The organism is Cellulomonas sp. P4_H4 (genome assembly GCF_056400865.1).
In genome coordinates this window covers 575434-594546 of record NZ_JBFUKL010000003.1, presented here as the reverse complement: position 1 = coordinate 594546, position 19113 = coordinate 575434, and the positions used below count along the sequence as shown (strand labels likewise).

Sequence of the window (19113 nt, the reverse complement as noted above, 5' to 3'; positions counted from 1 at the left end):
AGCGGGCCGGCGGTGCGTCAGGGAGTCCGACACCGATAAGGCGTTTCGCCCCATGAACCCCTGGGGTGCCGACGACGGCCCCCGCTCGACGAAGAGCACGAGGAGACAGCATGAGGATCACCCGCACCCGGTCGACAGGTCGAGGCCTGCTCGCCGGTCTCGTCACCGCTGGCCTGCTGGTCAGCCTGACGGCGTGCACCAGCGCCAAAGACTCCGACAGCACCGGCGGCGCGAGCGCGGAGGTGACCGCGGGCACCGACGGCACCGACGACGGCACGACGCTGACGCTCTGGACCCGTGCCCCCCTGGAGAAGCAGGCCAACCTTCTCGTCGACGCGTACAACGCGTCCCACGAGAACCAGGTCGAGCTCACGGTCGTCCCGAACGACGACTACGTGGCCAAGGTCGGCGCGGCCGCCGGGTCGGGCGACCTGCCCGACCTGTTCGCCGCAGACATCGTCTACGTGCCCAACTGGGTCAAGCAGGGCCTCTTCCAGGACCTGACGAGCCAGATCGACGCGCTGTCGTACAAGGACGCGATCAACAAGGGCCACCTGACCGCCGGCACGCAGGACGGCAAGGAGCACGTGCTGCCGTTCGTGCTGGACCTGTCGATGCTGTTCTGGAACAAGGACCTCTACAAGGAGGCCGGTCTCGACCCGGAGACCCCGCCGGCCAACATGACCGAGTACGTGGCGAACGCCAAGGCGATCCAGGCGCTCAACAAGCCGGACACCTACGGCACCGCGACGGGCCTGAACTGCGGCGGCTGCCTCGTGTTCACGTGGTTCCCGTCGGTCTGGGCCGACGGCGAGCAGGTCATGAACCCTGAGGGGACCGAGTCTCTCCTGGCCAGCGACACGGCCAAGAACATCTACTCGGACTGGAAGGAGATGTGGGACGCGGGCGCCGTGCTCCCGTCGTCCAAGGACGAGGCCGGCCCCACGTGGACCGCGGGCTTCACCGAGGGCAAGGTCGGCCAGATGTTCTATCCGGCGACCCTGCTGTCGTCGACCACGGGCTTCGACGTCGGCGTCGCCGGCATCCCCGGACCCGAGGGCGGGGCTTCCACGTTCGTCGGCGGTGACGGCATCGGCGTCTCGAAGGACTCGACCAACGCAGCTCAGGCGTGGAACTTCCTGTCCTGGATGATGTCCGAGGACGCTCAGGTCGGGGTCCTCGCCAAGGACAACGACGTCGTCTCGCGCAGCGACCTGGCCGACAACGAGTACGCCCAGAAGGACCCGCGTCTCGTCACCATCAACACGGTGGCGGGCCAGGGCGACACCCCCGTCTCCCTGAACTTCCAGCAGGCGTTCAACGCGCCCGACAGCCCGTGGCTGACCCTCGTGCGCAACGCCGTCCTCGGGGACGGCGCGTCGGTGGACCAGGACAACGACGAGATCACCTCGGTGCTCGCGCAGTAGTCCTCCCGACCGCCCTGCCGGTGGGTGCCCGAAGGCACTCGGCCCCACCGGCGGGCGGCCCCCGAACCACCGCACGAGAGGTACCCCATGACGCTCCAGACCGCCCGGCTCGCCGCGGCCACCACCAACCGCAGAGCCAACGGCTCGCGCCTGCGGGGCTGGGCCTATGCCTCGCCGACGGCGCTGTTCGTGCTCGTCCTGTTCATCATCCCGCTGATCCTGGTCTTCCGGATGAGCGCGTCGCAGTGGCCGTTGCTGGCCGGCGACCAGGGGATCAACTTCCCCGACAACTACACGAACGCTGTGAACAACCGGTTCTTCTTCGACTCCATTCTGTTCACGCTGAAGTACACGGTCCTCGCGACGATCCTGCTCATCAGCCTCGGGCTCGGGCTCGCGCTCATGGTGCAGGAGTCCTCGCGCTGGAAGGGCTTCCTGCGCACGTCGTTCCTGGTGCCGAGCGCGCTCGGCCTCGCGTCCGCGTCGCTCCTGTTCTACGTCCTGTACTCGCCGATCGCCGGACCGTTCGCCCCGCTCATGAAGCAGTTCGGCTGGACCTTCCTCGGTTCGCCGAACGCTGCGCTCGCCTCGACCCTGTTCCTGGTCGTCTGGCGGTTCGCGGGGTTCTACATGCTGCTCATGCTGGTCGGCCTGCAGGCGATCCCGCACGAGATCTACGAGGCGGCCCGCATGGACGGCGCCAGCCCGTGGAACACGTTCCGACGGATCACGATCCCGCTGCTGAAGCCGACCATCGCCCTGACGACCATCCTGTGCGTGACCGGGTCGCTCCTGGCCTTCGAGCAGTTCTACATCCTCACCAAGGGTGGCCCGGACAACAGCACCATCACGGTGGTCCAGCTCATCTACTCGGTCGCGTTCCAGGGCCAGAACGACCTCGGTGTCGCAGCGGCCCTCTCCGTGATGGTGCTCATCGCCCTCGTCGTCATCAACGCCGTCCAGCTGCGGGTCTTCCGCGACTCGAACGAGAGCTGAGGCCGCCATGACGACGACGACAGACACGACGACCGCACGCCGCTCCGTCACCGCCCCGCGCGTCGCGCCGACCACCCGCATCGGGGGCGTCGCCATGCGTACGCCGTTCTGGGTGTTCTCCGGGGCGATCGCGCTGATCTTCCTCTACCCGCTCGTGTGGACCTCGGTCTCGTCGGTGTCTCCGCACCCGGGCACGGGGCAGGTCGATGGCTGGGGCTTCGGCAACTACGTGACGCTCGCGCACTACCAGGCAGGCATCTGGCAGTACCTCGCCAACTCGGTGATCGTGTCCGGGCTGTGCGTGATCCTGACGCTGCTGATCTCGACGCTGGGCGGTTACGCGTTCGCGCGGTTCCGGTTCCCGGGTCGCAACCTGCTCTTCATGCTGACGCTCGCGATCCTCATGGTCCCGTACGCGTCGCTGCTGATCCCGCTGTACGTCCTGCTGAACAAGGTGGGGCTGTCGAACTCGCTGGTCGGTGTCGCGCTCGTGCTCACCATGTTCCAGCTGCCGTTCTCCACGTTCATGATGCGGATCTCGTTCGAGTCGGTGCCGCGCGAGCTCGACGAGGCTGCCCTCGTCGACGGGTGCTCGTCGTTCGCCGCCCTGCGGCGCGTCCTGCTGCCGGCCGTCCGGCCGGGCCTCATCACGGTGGGCCTGTTCGCGTTCCTCGCGGCATGGAACGACTTCTTCGCGCCGCTGATCCTCATCAACGACACGAACAAGATGACGCTCCCGCTGGCCGTGTCCAACCTCCGCGTGCAGGTGCAGGGAGTCGTCGACTACGGCGCCACCGAGGCGGGCGTGGTCGTGCTCGCAGTGCCCTGCATCGTGCTCTTCCTCCTGCTCCAACGACACTACGTGCGCGGCTTCATGTCGGGTGCGCTCAAGGGATGACGATGACCACCACCACGACGACCGCGGCAACGCCGGTCGCCCCCTCGCGCGGCGCGCTGAGGCCCCTCGGCCTCGCCGAGGTCACGATCACGGGCGGCTTCTGGGCGCAGCGCCAGGCGGTCAACCACGCCGAGACCCTGGCGCACATCGAGCACTGGCTCGAGCGCGAGGGGTGGATCGGCAACTTCGATGCCGCCGCCGCAGGCACCCTCGGCAGCCGGACCGGGCGCGAGTTCTCCGACTCCGAGGTCTACAAGCTCCTCGAGGCCATGGCCTGGGAGATCGGTCGCACCGACGACGCGGACCTGGACGCACGGTTCGAGGCCCTGGTGGCCCGGGTCGCGGCGGCGCAGGAGGCGGACGGGTACCTCAACACGGCGTTCGGCCGTCCCGGTCAGGCCGCGCGCTACACCGACCTCGAGTGGGGTCACGAGCTCTACTGCTACGGCCACCTCTTCCAGGCGGCGGTCGCCCGTCTGCGGACGCGGCCCGACGCCTCGGACGGACTGGTCGACGTCGCGCGACGGGCGGCCGACCACGTCGTCGCGACGTTCGGACCCGACGGGCGGGTCGCCGTGTGCGGCCACGCCGAGATCGAGCCGGCGATCGCCGAGCTCGGCCGGGCGACGGGGGAGCGCCGCTACCTCGAGCAGGCTGCGCTGTTCGTCGAGCGCCGAGGCACCGGAACCCTCCGCGACATCGAGTTCGGCCGGGCCTACTACCAGGACGACGTGCCGGTGCGGAAGGCCACGGTGCTGCGGGGCCACGCGGTCCGGGCCAACTACCTCGCGGCGGGCGCAGTCGACGTGGCGATCGAGAACGACGACCGCGAGCTGCTCGGCGCGCTGGTGACCCAGTGGGAGAACACGGTCGCTCGCCGCACGTACATCACGGGCGGTCAGGGTTCCCACCACATGGACGAGTCGTTCGGTGACGACTTCGTGCTCCCGCCGGACCGGGCCTACTCCGAGACGTGCGCGGGCGTCGGCTCGATCATGTTCTCGTGGCGGCTCCTGCTCGCCGAGGGTCTGCCGCGCTACGCGGACCTGGTCGAGCGGACCCTCTACAACGTGGTGGCGACGTCGCCCTCGCACGAGGGCAACGCGTTCTACTACACGAACACGCTCCACCAGCGGCGTCCGGGCACGGTTCCCGCGACGGACGTCGCCGTGCCACGCGCGTCGTCGTCGCTGCGCGCGCCGTGGTTCGCGGTGTCGTGCTGCCCGCCCAACGTCGCCCGGACGCTCGCGAGCCTGGCCGCGTACGTCGCGACCACGGACGACGAGGGCCTGCAGATCCATCAGTACGCGCCTGCTCGCATCCGCACGTCACTGGCCGACGGACGGACGATCGCGGTCGACGTGGAGACGCAGTACCCGGACGACGGCGTCATCCGGGTGACCGTCGCCGAGTCGTCGCCCGAGCCGTGGAACCTGTCGCTCCGGGTGCCGGGATGGGCGGTCGGCGCGACGGTGCGGACGCCGGAGGGTGTGCGCCCGGCGCCGAGGGGCGCCATCACGGTGCGCCGGCAGTTCGAGGCCGGGGACGTCATCGAGCTGACGCTGCCGGTCGGGCCGCGCCTGTCGGTCGCGGACCCGCGGATCGACGCGGTGCGCGGCTGCGTCGCGGTCGAACGTGGCCCGGTGGTGCTCTGCCTCGAGTCGGTGGACCTCGGCGAGGCAGGTCTGGTGGCCGAGCTCTCCGACGTCCGCCTCGACCGTGCCGTGCCGCTGCGGGAGTCCGAGGGCCGCGTCCTGGCCACCCTCGCGCTCGACCGGCCGGCGGACGGTAGCTGGCCGTACGGAGGCCCGGCCGACGAGGAGCACGGGCACGCTGGGAGCGCGGAGGTGTCCCTGATCGCCTACCACGACTGGGCGAACCGGGGACCGTCGACGATGCGGGTCTGGATCCCGGTGGTCTGATCGTCGGAGGCGGGTGCGCGAGTGAGGGTCGCACCCGCCTCGGACGTTTTCACCCGGTATGTCCCCATTCAACGGGCCTACCCTGGGATCGTCGGGCACCCCGACGTGGTGCCCGTGCGACGAGGAGGTCGTGCCGTGCGCCGTGCGTTCCTGTCGATCGTTCTCCTGCTGGGCGTGCTCGTGCTCGCGCCCGTTCCTGCCGCCAGCGCGGCGCCCTACTGCGGGATCGTCTGGGGTTCGCTCGCGAAGTCGGCTCCCGGGCTCTCTCAGGCACCGGTCAGCAACGTCCGGACCGGACAGCACACCTGCTACGACCGGTTCGTCGTCGACGTCGCGGGTGACGTCGGCGGCTACACCGTGCGGTACGTCGCCCACGTGACGCAGGACGGGTCCGGAGCCACGATCCCGACGCGCGGGGGAGCAGCACTGCAGATCACCGTCAACGACCCGTCTGCCTACGCCCCCGCCAACCGGCTCGAGCTGCGCGACGTCTCCGGCTACCGGACGTTCCGACAGGTCGTCTTCGCGGGCTCGTTCGAGGGGTACACGTCCTTCGGGCTCGGTGTCCGGGCCAGGCTCCCGTTCCGCGTGTTCACCCTGGACGGCCCGGGGTCCGCGTCGCGACTCGTGGTGGACGTCGCCCACCGCTGGTAGCGGGTGCCGACGACGACACGGGCGGGCGCCGCAACGACGAGGCGCTCGCCCGTGGTCCTTCTCTGCGAAGACAGCCCGAGATCAGGCCCGGGGCAGGGCGACGGCGCTGACGACGAGGCCGTCGCCGACGGCCCAGCGTCCGTGCAGCAGGTCCGTGCCGAGCCCGCGCACCCGCAGGCGCGCGGTGAACGTGCCGGGGCCGATGCGGACGTCCACGTGCTCGAACCCGAGCCAGGACTTCACGATCGGCGACCACACCTTGTAGACCGACTCCTTGGCGGAGAACAGGATCCGGTCGGGACAGGTGCCCGGGTCGAGGTCGGCGAGCGCGTCGCGCTCCGCGTCGCTCATGATCAGCGAGACGGTCTCCGGGGGCAGGGGCGCGAGGACCTCGGCGTCGATGCCGATGCCCGCCCACGCGTCTGCGTGCCCGACCGCCGCCGCCCGGTACCCGTCGCAGTGGGTCATGCTCCCGACGACTCCGGGTGGCCACACGGGTGCCCGGTCGGGACCCGACGGCACGGCCACGGGACCGGGCCCGAGCTCGGTGAGCGCCGTGCGAGCGCAGGCGCGGACTGCCGCGTACTCGGCCCGCCTGGCCGGCACGGCCCGCGCGACCGACGCCTCCTCCTCGGGGAAGAGCGTTCCGGGCAGGGGTGTTCCTCGATGCTCGGCGACGACGACGTCGGGGGGCAGCACCTGCTCCATCACGACTGTCAGTCTGGCAGTGTCCGCGCACCACGCGCGCCGGACCGCGCGACGGCGACCGAGCCGATCAGCGCGACCCCTTCCGGGAGCGGGTCACGATCTCGACCGACTCGCGGCACAGGCGGGCGATCGCCGTGACGTCCCGGGCCTGCAGCAGGCTGCGGGACACCATCCACGAGCCACCCACGGCGATCACGGCCGGGACGGCGAGGTACGCGGCTGCGTTGTGCGGTCCGACGCCGCCTGTCGGTAGGACGCGCATCCCCGCGAACGGCGCTCCGAGCGCCTCGACCGCTGCCACGCCTCCGGACGTCTCGGCCGGGAAGAACTTCACGCAGTCGAGCCCCAGGTCGAGCGCCGCCATCACCTCGGTGGCCGTCACCGCACCGGGCACCACGGTGACGCCCAGCTCGAGGCACCTCTCCACCACGGCCCGAGACATGCCGGGGGAGACGACGAAGGTGGCGCCCGCGTCGACGACCTCGTCCACCTGGGTCGCCGTGAGCACCGTCCCGGCGCCGACCAGGGTGTCGCCCCGCAGGGCGAGCGTGCGGATCGCGGCGATCCCGGCGGGCGTCCGCAGCGTCACCTCGGCGATGGGGAGGCCGCCGCCGACGAGCGCCTCGGCCAGGTAGTCGGCGTCGAGCGCGCGGTCGATGACCACCACGGGCACGACGCCGTAGCGCTGCAGGGTGCCGAGGACGTCGGTCACCGGCCCGTCCCGCCCGCGTCGGGCCGGCTGCTGTCGAGTGGAGCCACCCGGCCACCGTAGAGCTAGTCGATCCAGAGCACGATCCCGGTCATGCCGCTCAGCACCGCCGCCACTCCCGCCCGGATGGCGGCGGCACTGCGTTCGGGCGTGAACGTGTCGGGGTCGCTCGCCGACGCCGCACCGAGGCCCTCGCCGCGGAACGCCGCGCCGGTCCAGTCGACCGCGGTGACGTTGTGGGTCGGCTCGGCCACCTCCGCGCCGACGACGAGGAACTGCTGGTCCAGATGGTTCGCGGTCACGACGGCCAGCGGGTCGACGAGCGCGTCGCCCGCACTGACGACGAGGTCGGGCTGCATTGCCATGGCGGCCGTGATACCCCCGATGTAGTCACCGTCGTCGACCACGACCGTCTTGAGCGCGACGTCCCCGTCGTGCGCCCAGTCCGTCACGGCGTCGACCAGCGTGCGCGTCGGTGCGTCGTCGCCGGCCGACAGAAGGACGACACGGTAGCCCTGCGACGGGCGCACCTCGTCCCACGAGCCCGGCTCCGGCGCGATCGTCGCCTCGGGGCTCGGCGGTGCGGACGGGTCGCTGAAGCCGGGGCCCAGCGTGCCGACTGCCGAGGGGGCCGTCCCGGGCTGAGACCAGGCGTCGGCGGCGCAACCCGCGAGCAGAGAGACCGTCAGGACCGCTGCCGCGGCAGGCGCCGCGACCGTGCGTAGTCGTGCGAACACTGCGTGATCGTCCTTTGTGAGCGGGAGGAGCGGGTCCAGTCCTACCCCAGGTCAGAGGCCCGCTGGTCGCCTGCGGACGACGTTCCGCGGGTGTTCGCCGGTGGTCCGTCTCGCGTTCATCCCGGAGGTGGACGGTGCGCAGGCCAACCGAAGGAGCCTCCATGCCCCGCGCCGCCCGGCGTTCCGTGCTCGTCTGCCTGGGTCTTCTGGGGCTCGCCGCTCTCGGCGCGTCTCCGGCCGCCGCGCACGGCTTCAGCACCAGCATCTTCGTCGACGTCACGGCGGCCGGGCAGGGCACGGTGCGCACCCAGCTCGACCTCGAGTACGACCTGCTCGTGGTGTCCGCCGCCGACGCGGAGCAGGACGACGCTCTCTTCCAGGACGGCACCGTGGCGTTCGAGGACGGGGACCCGCAGGAGCAGGCGGCAGCGCTCGCGGCGCACGCGGACACCGTCCTGGCCTACGTCACGGGCGGCTTCTCGGTCTCGTCGGCCGACGAGGTCTGCTCGCCGTCGCAGGTCGGCGACGCGACCGTCACCCAGCGCGAGGGCGTGCCGTACGCGGTCCTCGTCCTCGACCACGACTGCGCCACGTCGGACGGTTCGCACGAGGTGACCACGACGCTCTTCGGCGACGACGAGGGCTACGTCCGCGACGCCAAGACGATCCTCACCTACGAGATCGACGGGCAGCAGGGCAGCGCCGCGACCGACGGCGCGCAGCCGACGTTCTCCACCGAGCAGACCACCCCCGAGCGGTTCTGGGAGTTCTTCCACCTGGGCGCCGAGCACCTGCTGACCGGCATCGACCACATCCTGTTCCTGCTCGCGCTCATCGCCGGATCTCGCCGGCTCCGCGAGATCGTGCTCGCCGCGACGACGTTCACGATCGCCCACTCGGTGACGTTCATCCTGGCCGCGACCGGGGTGATCAGCGTTCCGACGCGGATCGTCGAGCCCGTCATCGCGCTGTCGATCGCCGTGGTCGCGGGCTGGTACCTGTGGCGGATCTGGAAGCACGGCAGCAGGGCCACCGAGATCGACACGACCGACGGTGGTCACCTCGGGCTCGACCGAGCCGGGTGGATCCGGCTCGCCGTCGTGTTCGGCTTCGGGCTGGTGCACGGCCTCGGGTTCGCGGGAGCGCTCGGGATCGACGAGCCGTGGTCGTGGACCCTGCTCTGGTCGTTGCTGGTGTTCAACGTCGGCATCGAGATCGTGCAGATCTCGATCATCCTGCTGCTGTTCCCCATGCTCACCATGACGCGCTACCGGGCACCCCGGACGGGTCTGTGGATCACCGGCCTGGTCGCCGCGGGCGTGACCGTCATGGGCCTGGTCTGGTTCGTCGAGCGCCTGCTGGGCACCTGAGGCAACCGTTCCGGCACGGGCAACCGGGCGGATCGCACGAGTTGGCCGGGGGTTCACCTGGCCTCGCCAGGGTGAGACCCGCCACACAGGCACCACTCAGCCATTCTCGAAGAGAACGGACGACGCATGTCTTCGATCAGCGTGACACCCGAGCGCCGGGCAGCCCGGCACCGGATGTCTGTACGCCTCACCGCCCTCGCCGTCGGCGCCACGTGCGTCTTCGGGGGGATCGCCATCTCCACGCCCGCCATGGCCGACGACCCGGCCAGCCTCACCGGGGTCGTCCTCGGCGTCGGCGCCGACGAGACGCAGCGCATCGTGACCTGGTACTCGTCGGTCGACGCCGCGCAGGGCGTCCAGCTCGCCCCGACCTCGTCCCTCGTCGCGGGCGCGTTCCCGGCGTCCGCCGTGACCGTCGCGGGTGTCGGCGGTGCGAACATCGCGTCCAGCGGTGGCTTCAACCGACACGCGACGCTCGCGGGCCTCGCCGAGAACACCGTCTACTCCTACCGCGTCGGCTCCGACACCAGCGGCTGGTCGGCGACGTACTCCTTCAGGACCCAGTCGTTCGACGGCGACTACGACTTCCTGTTCTACGGCGACCCGCAGATCGGCGCGTCGGGCAACGTGGCCAAGGACCAGGCCGGCTGGCAGGACACGCTCGACGTGTCGCTCGCGGCCAACCCGAACGCCGAGCTCCTCGTGTCGGGCGGTGACCAGGTCGAGACGGCCAACACCGAGTCGCAGTGGACCGCGTTCCTCGCGCCCGACAAGCTGCGCCAGTACCCGTGGGCGGCGACGATCGGCAACCACGACGTCGGCGGCAAGGCGTACGAGCAGCACCTGTACACGCCGAACACCGACCGCTCGGGGGGGCTGTACGCGAACGGCAACCCTGCCGGCGCCCAGTCCGGTGGCGACTACTGGTACATCTACAAGGACGTCCTGTTCATCGACCTGAACAGCAACTCCTACGCCACCGCGCAGGGTGGTGGCGGCGACGCGGCACACCTCGCGTACGTCACCAACGTGGTCGACCAGCACGGCGCCGAGGCCAAGTACACGGTCCTCGTCTACCACCACTCGATCTACTCCGCGGCGGCGCACGCCAAGGACGCCGACAACAAGGTGCGTCGGGTCGACTTCCCGACCACGTTCTCGAACCTCGGCGTCGACCTCGTCCTGCAGGGTCACGACCACGTCTACACGCGCAGCTACCTCATCAAGAACGGCGCGAAGGCCGACCCCACCGAGCAGCCGGGTGCGGCTGACGTGTTCGCCGGTCCCGGTGGCGTCCTGTACGTGACGGGCAACTCGGCCTCCGGCTCGAAGTACTACGACATCACGGCCCCGGACGCCAGCGGCACCAGCGGTGCCGGCAACGGCGCGGACCCGCTGAACCCGAGCAGCTACTGGTACAACTCGTCGCAGAACCAGGAGCACGTGCGCTCGTACGTCAAGGTCCAGGTCCGGGCCGACAAGCTCGTCGTCGAGAACGTCCGGAGCGGCAACTGCGCCGCGCCCAACGCGGCCGCCGAGCTCGGCAACGTGCCGTGCGACGCCACGACGCAGACGCAGCCGGTCGGTTCCGTGACCGACTCGGTGACCGTGCACCCCTACCAGGGCTCCGGCCAGTCCATCCAGGTCGCGGTTCCCAACGCGGCCCCCGGTGAGTTCGGCTGGACGATCGACGGCTACAACGGCCTGGTCAACCTCGGCACGGCGGTCGAGCACGACGGCAGCTACTTCGAGGCGACCGGTCAGATCAACCCGATCGCCGTGACCGACTCGCGCCACAGCAAGGCCCCGTGGTCGATCTCCGCCGCGGTCGGCGACTTCAAGGACGGCACCAAGACGTTCTCGGGCGCCAACCTCGGCTGGACGCCCAAGGTCGTCGAGGCCGGTGCGGGTGCGACCGCAGGCGAGTCGGTCGTCTCCGGGTACGCCGGTGGCGGCAGCGGCCTGTCGATCTCGCGTGGCCTCGGCTCGGCGAGCCAGGGCCACGACAAGGGCACGGCCAAGCTCGGCGCCGACCTGGACCTGAAGATCCCGGGTGAGGTGGCCAAGGGCTCGTACCGCGCCACGCTCACCATCACGGCACTGAGCAGCTGATCTCGGTCTGCTGACCGGTGGGTGGGCGCCTCGTACGCCCACCCACCGGATGTCCCGTCTCTCGACTCTGAAGGACTCTCTTGATGCACGCACGACTCGTCCGTACCGCCCTCGTCACCGTGGGCGTCGCCGCTCTGGCTGTGCTCGGCTTCACCGCCCCCGCGAACGCGGCGGGCGAGAACGACGTCACCTGGACCGTGCGAACCGGCTCCAACGCGCTCGGCGCCGACCGGACGAGCTTCACGTACACCGTGAACCCCGGGGCGGCGGTGGACGACACCCTCGTCGTCGCGAACCGCGGCGCGACGGCCCTGGACCTCGCGGTCTACGCCGCTGACGGGTACACGACGGAGAGCGGTCAGCTCGACCTGCTCACGACGCAGGACACGTCGACCGGCGTCGGTGCATGGGTGGACACCGACATCGACACCGTCACCGTCGAGTCGGGCCAGACGGTCGACGTGCCCTTCAGCGTGCAGGTTCCGCAGGACGCGACCCCCGGGGACTACGTCGGCGGGGTCGTCACCTCGCTGGCCCAGTCGGACGAGGAGGCGGGCATCAACGTGGACCGGCGGCTCGGCGTCCGGATCACGCTCCACGTGGGTGGCGAGCTGCGGCCGAGCCTTGCGGTCGAGGACGTCTCGGTGGCCTACCACGGCACCCTGAACCCGTTCGCGACGGGCGACGCGACGGTCAGCTACACGCTGCACAACACCGGCAACGCGATCCTCTCGGCCCAGCAGCTCGCGTCCGTCGCGGGTCCGTTCGGCTGGTTCACCGCTGCGGCCGCTGCCCAGGAGGCGCCCCCGCAGCTGCTGCCGGGGGAGTCGTGGGACGTCACGGTCCCTGTCGAGGACGTAGCTCCGACATTCCGCGTCTCGGCGACCGCCGTCGTGACGCCGCTGCTCACGGACCTGTCCGGCTCGGCCACCTCTCTCGACGCGGTGACCGCCACCGACTCGACCTGGGCCGTGCCGTGGTCGCTCCTCGTGCTCGTCCTGCTGGTGGTCGGCGCCGTCGTCGGCACGGCCCGCGTCGTCCGTCGCCGTCGCCGCCGCCGGGCCGAGCAGGAGACTGCTCGCGTGCAGGAGGCCGTCGAGCTCGCGCTGCGTGACCGCGCGACGTCGTCGAGCTGACGGACGTCTAGGCGGTGGAACGTCGCACGAGGGTCAGACCCAGGCCGACGACCGCGAGGACGACACCGACGACCGCGAGCATCGCGGGAAGCTCGGGCGGGATGCCGAGGTACACCGTGATGCCGAGGATCCGCGAGAGCCCCCACGGCAGGAGGGCCATCTGGTCGTTCCAGACGGTCAGCGCCCGTTCCAGCCCGATCGCGGCGACACCGCCGGAGACGATCGCGAGCGTGAGCCCACCGGCCAGGACGGTCGCGCCGACCGCGCGGACCGTCCGCAGACCGTAGGCGCGGCGGAGCACGAGCGCGATCACCACGAACGACCAGCAGAACGCCGCGAACGCGATGGTGATGTAGACGGTCCGCGACGTCGGCTCGGTCCAGAAGCCGAACCAGTAGCGACCGGGCCCCCGGACCGCGAGCGACGCGAGCAGGATGACGGTGCGCAGCAGGACCACGCCACCGAGCGCCGCCCAGAGGTGGAACGGGTCACGGCGGCCGACGACGAGCCGCAGGATCGCGACGAGGACGAGCCACGCGCCGAGCGTCGCGACGAGGTGCGCGGGCGCCGCGAACCACGTGTACACCAGCCGGCTCGCCACGAGCACGAAGGCCGGCAGCGCCCAGACGACGACCCGATCGACGCGGTTCGTCGGCGCGTGGACCTCGCCGAGCCGCCACGGGCGCGTGACGGCGACAAACAGGGCACGCAGCGCCGTCGACCGCGGCCGGACGGCGCCGAGCAGCAGCACGACCAGCACGCCGACGAGCAGCCCGCGGGCCCACCAGGCCATCGCGGGGTCGCGGTCCGCGCGCTCGGCACCCAGGTCGGCGGCCGTGAAGCTGTAGGCCGGCAGCGCCAGGTCCCCGGCGTACCGCTCGTCGTGCTCGGCGCGTGCGGAGCGGAAGGCCTGCTCGGCCGAGCGCCACTGCTCGTATGCCGTCGCGCTGCCGGTGTCGAGCCACTCCACCCGGCGCAGCACGGACTCGCGGTAGGCGGCGAGCGTGCTGAGGAGGTCGGTCTCGTACTCGAGGGCGTCGACGAGCTGGTCGTAGAGCTCGGGGGACTGCCACGTGCTCGGGTCGGTTCCGGAGACCTGCGCGCGCATCTCCGAGGCGATCTCGGCCGCGCCCGACCCGTCGGCGATCGCGGAGTCGAGCTCGGTGCGGCTCACCGCGTAGATGCTGTCGAGCGCGGCGGAGTCACCGGTCACGATGTCCCACTCGAAGATCCACATCATGGGTGGCGGCTCGAGCCCGAGCGCCTTGACGCTCTGCTCCGCGTACGGCCCGATGTACAGACCTCGGGTGATCGCCTCGCGCGACCGTCCCAGGGCCTCGGTGATCGCCGCCGCCGTCGCAGGGTCCGCCGAGAGCGTCTGCCGCACCCAGTCCGAGGTGACCTGCGTCGGGTCGGCCGACGGGTCCCACGCGAGCCGGGCGGTGCCGTACGTGTTCAGGTCGTACATCTGCCAGAAGCCGGTCCGCAGGTAGAGCGTCATGGGTCCCGCGCGCAGCGGGCCGCCGTCCTGCGTCCAGTTCCACACGCCCTCGACGTGCGGGTTCGCCGCGAGGAACGTCTGGAGCGCCTGCGCCTCCTCGGCGACCAGGTCGTTGGGGAGCGCACCGAAGCCCTCGAACTCCCGGCGTGCCTGGAACTCGACGATGCGCCGGTGCGAGCCCGTCAGGAGCGTCGGGTTGAGCGGCAGGTGGCTGTAGAAGTCGCCCATCGTGTACTTGGTCGACACGATCAGGTGCGGGTCGTCGATCGCACCCAGCACCGCCTCGTACGACGCAGGGTTGGTGTGCAGGTCGCCGACGGCCCCGACGCCGACGGTCCACGTGCGGAAGATGATCTCGCGGTCGTGCTCCGCGGCGGTCTCGAGCAGGGCGTCGAGCATCGCCTGCACCGACGACTCCGAGGTCACGGCGAGCTTCGAGGAGTAGTCCCAGCCTGCTTGGTAGACCGAGCCGCCCTCGCCGATCCGGACCATGAGCCCGTCGACGAACGGCATGCTCTCGAACAGCTCGGACAGGCCCGCCTGGTAGACCGACCACAGCGCCGGGTCGTCGACGTCCAGGCCGCCGACCGTCCGCTCGAGGTACGTCTCGAGCGGTGGTGACACCGCGAGCATGTCGGTGAGGAAGTAGACGCGCATGCCCATGTCGGACGCGTACCGGAACACCGGACCGAACGCCTCGACCATCGCCTGGGCCCGGGCGACGTGCGGGTCGCCCTCGGGGTACACCTCGTGGCCGTCGCCCACGCCCTCGAAGGTCACGTACTCGAGGAACCCGGGCACGACGACGCCGTTGTACCCGGTCCGCGCGGCGTGCTGGACGAGCTGGCGGAACTGCTCGTCGATGCGGTCGACCGCGCCCTGGTCGACCCACGGCGCGTCGGGCAGCACGGCGCTCGCGACGACGTCGGTGTTGAGCGAGTAGTCGGTGCCGGACGCGAACGCCTCGGGGTCGGCCTCGCGTCCCACCGAACCCGCGTCGGTGAGCCGGAGCCCGAGCCGGGGCTCCTGCGTGGCGCCGGTGGTGTCCAGAGCGGCTCCCGAGCGGATGCGGTCCGCGATCCCGTAGAGCCCGGCCGCGGCGCCGGCCAGCTCGGCGGCGTCCACCGTCCATCGCCCGTCGGACGCCTGGCGAACCTGGTAGGCCTCGGGCGAGTCGGCGAACGGCGCGACGATGCGCACGGTCAGGTCGGCGTCGGTCGTCGTGACGGCAGGTGCGGGTTGTCCACGTCCGACGAGCGCGTCAGAGACGGCGGACGCCGCGAGGGCGACCCGTGCGTCGTCGGGCACCTGGATGCTCGCGACCGCCGGAGCTGCCACGGCCGGGGTCGCCCGCACCGCGGTCGACTCGACGGCGGGCGGCGTGTCCGCGGGCTCGAACGTCAGCCCGAGCGCGGCTCCGACCCCGACCGCGACGGCCACGCCGAGAGCGAGCACGACGACGGCAGCGACGAGCGAGGGCCAGGCTCGAGTTCGGGACACCGCGGCAGTGTAGGAACCTCAGCCGTGCGTTCGTGTCCCAGGCCACAGTCGGGAGACGGTGACCTGCGGCGTCACCGCTCGAACTGGCCGACCGTGCCCGATCCGTTACCCGCATTCACCCGACCGGCCCAGTCGGTGTCGAGCGCACTCGCCGTCGGATCCGGGACCTCCGCCTCTGCTCGCACGGACCGGCTCGTCGCACGATGGGATCGTGCCTGCCAGCCCGGCAGGGTTCGTGATGGAGGAGAGATGGCACGCGTGCTCGTCGCCTACGCGACGTCCCGTGGGGGAACCCAGGGGTTGGCAGAGGTGATCGGCGAGAGCCTGCACGAGCTGGGCCACGACACGGTGGTTCGTGAGGCGGCCGAGGTGACGGAGCTCGCCGACACGGACGCGGTCGTCGTGGCAGGCCCCCTGTATGCGGGCACCTGGCACAAGGACGCCCGGCGGTTCGTGTCGCGGCATGCGGACGGGCTCCGTGAGAGGCCTGTGTGGCTCGTCGCGACCGGCCCGCTCGACGGCTCGGCCGCGGAGCGTGAGATCCCGCCCGTCCCGCACGTGCGGGCAGCCTCCGCGAAGATCGGCGCGCGCGGCGTCCAGACGTTCGGCGGTCGTCTCCTGCCCGACGCGAAGGGGCTCGTGGCGAGTGCGATGGCCAAGCGGTCGGCAGGCGACTGGCGCGACGGCGAGCACGTCGACCGGTGGGCGCACGAGGTCGACGCGCAGCTGCGGAGCTGAGACACGGCGGGCGGCGCGCTGTGGCGTCGCGTGCCGAGAGCTCGGTGACCTGGTCGACGTCTGACTAGTGCGCCCCGGATCCCACCAGCGGGCCACGGCCCGTGACGGGCAGTCCGGCGCGTGCCCAGGCGTGGAACCCGCCGACCACGTCGGTCGACCGGTGCAGCCCCAGGTCGCTCAGTGCCGCCGCGGCGAGGCTCGAGGTGTACCCCTCGGAGCACAGGACGATCACCTGCACGTCGTAGCCGACCGCCTCCGGGATGCGGTGTGCGCTGGTCGGGTCGAGGCGCCACTCGAGCACGTTGCGCTCGATCACGACCGCCTGCGGCACCTCGCCCTCGACGGCGCGCTGAGCAGCGGGCCGGATGTCGACGAGGAGTGCGCCGGCCTCGATAGCGTCCCACGCGTCGCGCGGCTCGAGCCGGTCGAGCCCGGCGCGGGCCTCGGCGAGCACGTCGTCGATGGTCCGGGTCATGAGTTCGACTCGGGCTCGTCGGTCTCGACGACCCGCGCGGGGACCAGGGTGCCGTCGGCGGTCCGGGTCCAGTAGGTCATCCGCGTCAGCGGCACCGAGTACGCGTGGATCGTGACGGCCGGCTCTTTGCCGGCGTTGAGCACGTCGTGCAGGTCGCCCGGGTCCACGGTCTGGGTCTGTCCGGTCGAGAACTCCTGGGGGACCAGTGCGCCGTCCAGGTGCGGACGGAACTCCGTGATGGTTCCCGACACGACGGTGAACGCCGCGGACGAGTCGCCGTGGTCGTGCAGCTCGGTGCCCTGCGACGGGAGCCAGGTGATCAGCCAGACGTCGACCCCGTTCGGGGCGTCGAGCCGCGTCCACCAGCGGCCGCTCTGCTGGAAGCGGACCAGGGGCTGCCAGAGATCGTTGCGGGCGGCGATCGAACGCGTCAGCGTCCTGAGCTGGCCCACGTCCAGGGTGCGGGGATGTGCAAGAGCGGTCATGGTCGTGCCTCTCGGGGTGCGTCTGTCACCGACCGCGCGAGCGCGGTCGGTCGGGCCGGAGCGTCAGGAGTTCTGACAGCGGGCCGGACAGGAGCGCGACGGACGCACGACGGTCGCGGTGAGGTCCACGCGGTGCTCCGACCTGTGCGCGAGGGGCGATCGGGCCGCACGAAAGCACGACGTCACGACGAGGTCAACGTCTTGGTGCCGTCTTCTCTGATGCTGGACGCCTGCGGAGCTGCATCCTCAGCGGCGTGCGGCGTGCCGTTCGAGGAAGGCGTAGACCTCCGCGTCCTCGACACCGGGGAACGAACCGGTCGGCAGGGGCGACAGGATCTGCGCGTGCACGGCGGCACTGGGCCACGCCTGCCCTGCCCAGCGGGCGGCCAGAGCCGGGTCAGCCTGTCGGCAGCAGGCAGGGTCAGGGCAGCGTGACTCGCGGCGGGTGGCCGTGTCCCGCCCGCGGAACCACTTCTCCGAGCCGAACGGGAGGCCGACCGTGATCGAGAACCCGCCGGCGCTCGTCGAGCCCGTCTGCGTCGTGCACCAGAACGTGCCCTCGGGGGTGTCGGTGTACTGGTAGTACTCGGTGGTGCGGTCACGGCGCGTGAATGCCGCGCGCGCCGCCCACCGGCGGCACACCACCTGACCCTCGATGGCGCCCGTCCCGTCGACCGGGAACCGCACGCCGTCGTTGGAGTAGCCCTTGAACAGCGTCCCGTCGTCGGCGACGCGCAGGAAGTGCAGCCGGATGTCGAGGTGCTCGGTGAGCAGGTTGGTCAGCCGCCAGGCGGCGGCTTCGTGCGTGACGCCGAACGCGTCGCGCAGGTCCTCGACGGCGAGCGCCTTGCGTTTCTTGGCGTCGGTGAGGTGGGCGAGCGCCGTGCTCATCGGGACGAGGCACGCGGCCGCGAAGTAGTTGATCTCCACCCGCTGGCGCAGGAAGTCCGCGTAGCTGCGCGGCGTGGAGTGCTCGAGCACACGGTGCGCGATCGCCTGCAGGGCCAGCGAGCGCAGGCCGTGGCCGCCGGGGATGGACGCGGGCGGCAGGTAGATGCGGCCGTTGGCCAGATCGGTGACCGTGCGGGTCGAGTGCGGCAGGTCGTCGACGTGCAGCAGGGAGAACCCGAGGTCGGCGGCCATGCGCTCGACGGCGCTGTGCGTCAGGGCGCCCGTGACGTACCCGGCCCGGCGCACCAGGTCCTCCGCGACGCGCTCGATCTCCGGGAGGTAGTTGTTGCGCTCCCGCATCCAGACGCGCAGGGCCGTGGTCGCCCGGCGCGCCTCCTCGGGCGTCGCGATCGCTGCGTCGTCGCGCCGGGCGATCTCGCGGTGCAGCCCGACGAGCGCCTCCAGGACGTCGGTCGGCATGCTCCGGTTGGGCCGGACAGCGGGCAGCCCGAGGTCGGTGTACGTCGCCGAAGCCTGCGCGGCGTCCAGCTCGACCTCGAGCGCGGCGCGGCGGGACGGTGGTGCGGAGTCCAGGAGGTCGACCGTCGTGGTGCCGAGTGCCTCGGCGAGCGACTGGAGGAGGCTGAGCCGCGGCTCGCGTCGACCGTTCTCGACGAGGGAGAGCTGGCTCGCTGTCGTTCCCGTGCGTCGGCCCAGCTCGGCCAGCGTCAGTCCTCGCGCGAGTCGCAGGTGCCGGATCCGGTGACCGAGGACGCCCAGCGCAGAGGTGCCACCTGGCGTCGCTCCCCGGTTGTCGTTGGGGAGATCAATGATCGGCACGGCTGTGACGGTAC

16 protein-coding genes are annotated in these 19113 nt (G+C 71.3%); 9 read left to right on the top strand and 7 right to left on the bottom strand.

Translation table 11 applies throughout. From position 1 onward, the window contains the following. Positions 1-110 precede the first annotated feature (110 nt). The 5 genes from AC1DPN_RS12880 (at position 111) to AC1DPN_RS12860 (ending at position 5897) form a co-directional block, all read left to right on the top strand. Positions 111-1427, top strand: a complete 1317-nt coding sequence (locus AC1DPN_RS12880; RefSeq protein WP_477085130.1) for an ABC transporter substrate-binding protein — start codon at positions 111-113, stop codon at positions 1425-1427. Between the two features lie 87 nt (positions 1428-1514). Beyond that, positions 1515-2423: a carbohydrate ABC transporter permease gene (locus tag AC1DPN_RS12875; protein WP_477085129.1), complete on the top strand. Its 909-nt coding sequence runs from the start codon at positions 1515-1517 to the stop codon at positions 2421-2423. Positions 2424-2430: 7 nt separating this feature from the next. Next, the gene (locus AC1DPN_RS12870; RefSeq protein ID WP_477085128.1) at positions 2431-3321 is read left to right on the top strand and encodes a carbohydrate ABC transporter permease; all 891 of its coding nucleotides are present in this window, start codon (positions 2431-2433) and stop codon (positions 3319-3321) included. Further along, a complete protein-coding gene (locus tag AC1DPN_RS12865; RefSeq protein WP_477085127.1) occupies positions 3318-5243 on the top strand; it encodes a glycoside hydrolase family 127 protein in 1926 nt (641 codons plus the stop codon). The genes AC1DPN_RS12870 and AC1DPN_RS12865 overlap by 4 nt, the downstream gene beginning before the upstream one ends. A gap of 135 nt (positions 5244-5378) precedes the next feature. Beyond that, positions 5379-5897: an AMIN-like domain-containing (lipo)protein gene (locus AC1DPN_RS12860; RefSeq protein WP_477085126.1), complete on the top strand. Its 519-nt coding sequence runs from the start codon at positions 5379-5381 to the stop codon at positions 5895-5897. Between the two features lie 81 nt (positions 5898-5978). Here AC1DPN_RS12860 and AC1DPN_RS12855 read toward each other — a convergent pair whose 3' ends face one another. The 3 genes from AC1DPN_RS12855 to AC1DPN_RS12845 form a co-directional block, all read right to left on the bottom strand. Continuing rightward, positions 5979-6605 carry a 4'-phosphopantetheinyl transferase family protein gene (locus tag AC1DPN_RS12855; RefSeq protein ID WP_477085214.1) on the bottom strand — a complete coding sequence of 209 codons (627 nt, stop codon included), beginning with the start codon at positions 6603-6605 and terminating at the stop codon, positions 5979-5981. A gap of 67 nt (positions 6606-6672) precedes the next feature. Further along, positions 6673-7317, bottom strand: coding sequence for a bifunctional 4-hydroxy-2-oxoglutarate aldolase/2-dehydro-3-deoxy-phosphogluconate aldolase (gene eda, locus AC1DPN_RS12850; RefSeq protein WP_477085125.1), 645 nt, complete (start codon positions 7315-7317; stop codon positions 6673-6675). Between the two features lie 62 nt (positions 7318-7379). After that, positions 7380-8051, bottom strand: coding sequence for a type 1 periplasmic-binding domain-containing protein (locus AC1DPN_RS12845; protein ID WP_477085124.1), 672 nt, complete (start codon positions 8049-8051; stop codon positions 7380-7382). 161 nt (positions 8052-8212) lie between these two features. Between AC1DPN_RS12845 and AC1DPN_RS12840 the strand changes: the two genes are divergently transcribed. From AC1DPN_RS12840 to AC1DPN_RS12830, 3 genes are all read left to right on the top strand, one after another. Then, the gene (locus AC1DPN_RS12840; protein ID WP_477085123.1) at positions 8213-9421 is read left to right on the top strand and encodes a HupE/UreJ family protein; all 1209 of its coding nucleotides are present in this window, start codon (positions 8213-8215) and stop codon (positions 9419-9421) included. Between the two features lie 126 nt (positions 9422-9547). Continuing rightward, on the top strand, positions 9548-11533 hold the full coding sequence (locus AC1DPN_RS12835; protein ID WP_477085122.1) for a purple acid phosphatase family protein: 1986 nt from the start codon (positions 9548-9550) through the stop codon (positions 11531-11533). Between the two features lie 83 nt (positions 11534-11616). Then, positions 11617-12669 carry a hypothetical protein gene (locus tag AC1DPN_RS12830; RefSeq protein ID WP_477085121.1) on the top strand — a complete coding sequence of 351 codons (1053 nt, stop codon included), beginning with the start codon at positions 11617-11619 and terminating at the stop codon, positions 12667-12669. A gap of 7 nt (positions 12670-12676) precedes the next feature. On the opposite strand, the gene AC1DPN_RS12825 is transcribed toward AC1DPN_RS12830, so the two are convergent. Further along, a complete protein-coding gene (locus AC1DPN_RS12825) occupies positions 12677-15670 on the bottom strand; it encodes a hypothetical protein (protein WP_477085120.1) in 2994 nt (997 codons plus the stop codon). Between the two features lie 249 nt (positions 15671-15919). Here AC1DPN_RS12825 and AC1DPN_RS12820 point away from each other — a divergent pair, with 249 nt between their 5' ends. Further along, positions 15920-16408: a flavodoxin domain-containing protein gene (locus tag AC1DPN_RS12820; protein WP_477085119.1), complete on the top strand. Its 489-nt coding sequence runs from the start codon at positions 15920-15922 to the stop codon at positions 16406-16408. A 64-nt stretch (positions 16409-16472) separates the two neighbouring features. On the opposite strand, the gene AC1DPN_RS12815 is transcribed toward AC1DPN_RS12820, so the two are convergent. From AC1DPN_RS12815 to AC1DPN_RS12805, 3 genes are all read right to left on the bottom strand, one after another. Then, positions 16473-16883 (bottom strand): rhodanese-like domain-containing protein, encoded by a 411-nt coding sequence (locus tag AC1DPN_RS12815; protein WP_477085118.1) that lies wholly within the window; start codon positions 16881-16883, stop codon positions 16473-16475. Then, the gene (locus AC1DPN_RS12810) at positions 16880-17368 is read right to left on the bottom strand and encodes a cysteine dioxygenase (RefSeq protein WP_477085117.1); all 489 of its coding nucleotides are present in this window, start codon (positions 17366-17368) and stop codon (positions 16880-16882) included. The genes AC1DPN_RS12815 and AC1DPN_RS12810 overlap by 4 nt, the downstream gene beginning before the upstream one ends. Before the next feature lie 246 nt (positions 17369-17614). Further along, positions 17615-19090 carry a helix-turn-helix domain-containing protein gene (locus AC1DPN_RS12805; protein WP_477085213.1) on the bottom strand — a complete coding sequence of 492 codons (1476 nt, stop codon included), beginning with the start codon at positions 19088-19090 and terminating at the stop codon, positions 17615-17617. Positions 19091-19113 lie beyond the last annotated feature (23 nt).

Coding starts and splice junctions, on each gene's coding strand:
- AC1DPN_RS12880 (WP_477085130.1), top strand. CDS start 111: ATGAGGATCACCCGCACCCGGTCGACAGGTCGAGGCCTGCTCGCCGGT.
- AC1DPN_RS12875 (WP_477085129.1), top strand. CDS start 1,515: ATGACGCTCCAGACCGCCCGGCTCGCCGCGGCCACCACCAACCGCAGA.
- AC1DPN_RS12870 (WP_477085128.1), top strand. CDS start 2,431: ATGACGACGACGACAGACACGACGACCGCACGCCGCTCCGTCACCGCC.
- AC1DPN_RS12865 (WP_477085127.1), top strand. CDS start 3,318: ATGACGATGACCACCACCACGACGACCGCGGCAACGCCGGTCGCCCCC.
- AC1DPN_RS12855 (WP_477085214.1), bottom strand. CDS start 6,605: ATGGAGCAGGTGCTGCCCCCCGACGTCGTCGTCGCCGAGCATCGAGGA.
- AC1DPN_RS12840 (WP_477085123.1), top strand. CDS start 8,213: ATGCCCCGCGCCGCCCGGCGTTCCGTGCTCGTCTGCCTGGGTCTTCTG.
- AC1DPN_RS12835 (WP_477085122.1), top strand. CDS start 9,548: ATGTCTTCGATCAGCGTGACACCCGAGCGCCGGGCAGCCCGGCACCGG.
- AC1DPN_RS12830 (WP_477085121.1), top strand. CDS start 11,617: ATGCACGCACGACTCGTCCGTACCGCCCTCGTCACCGTGGGCGTCGCC.
- AC1DPN_RS12820 (WP_477085119.1), top strand. CDS start 15,920: ATGGCACGCGTGCTCGTCGCCTACGCGACGTCCCGTGGGGGAACCCAG.
- AC1DPN_RS12815 (WP_477085118.1), bottom strand. CDS start 16,883: ATGACCCGGACCATCGACGACGTGCTCGCCGAGGCCCGCGCCGGGCTC.
- AC1DPN_RS12810 (WP_477085117.1), bottom strand. CDS start 17,368: ATGACCGCTCTTGCACATCCCCGCACCCTGGACGTGGGCCAGCTCAGG.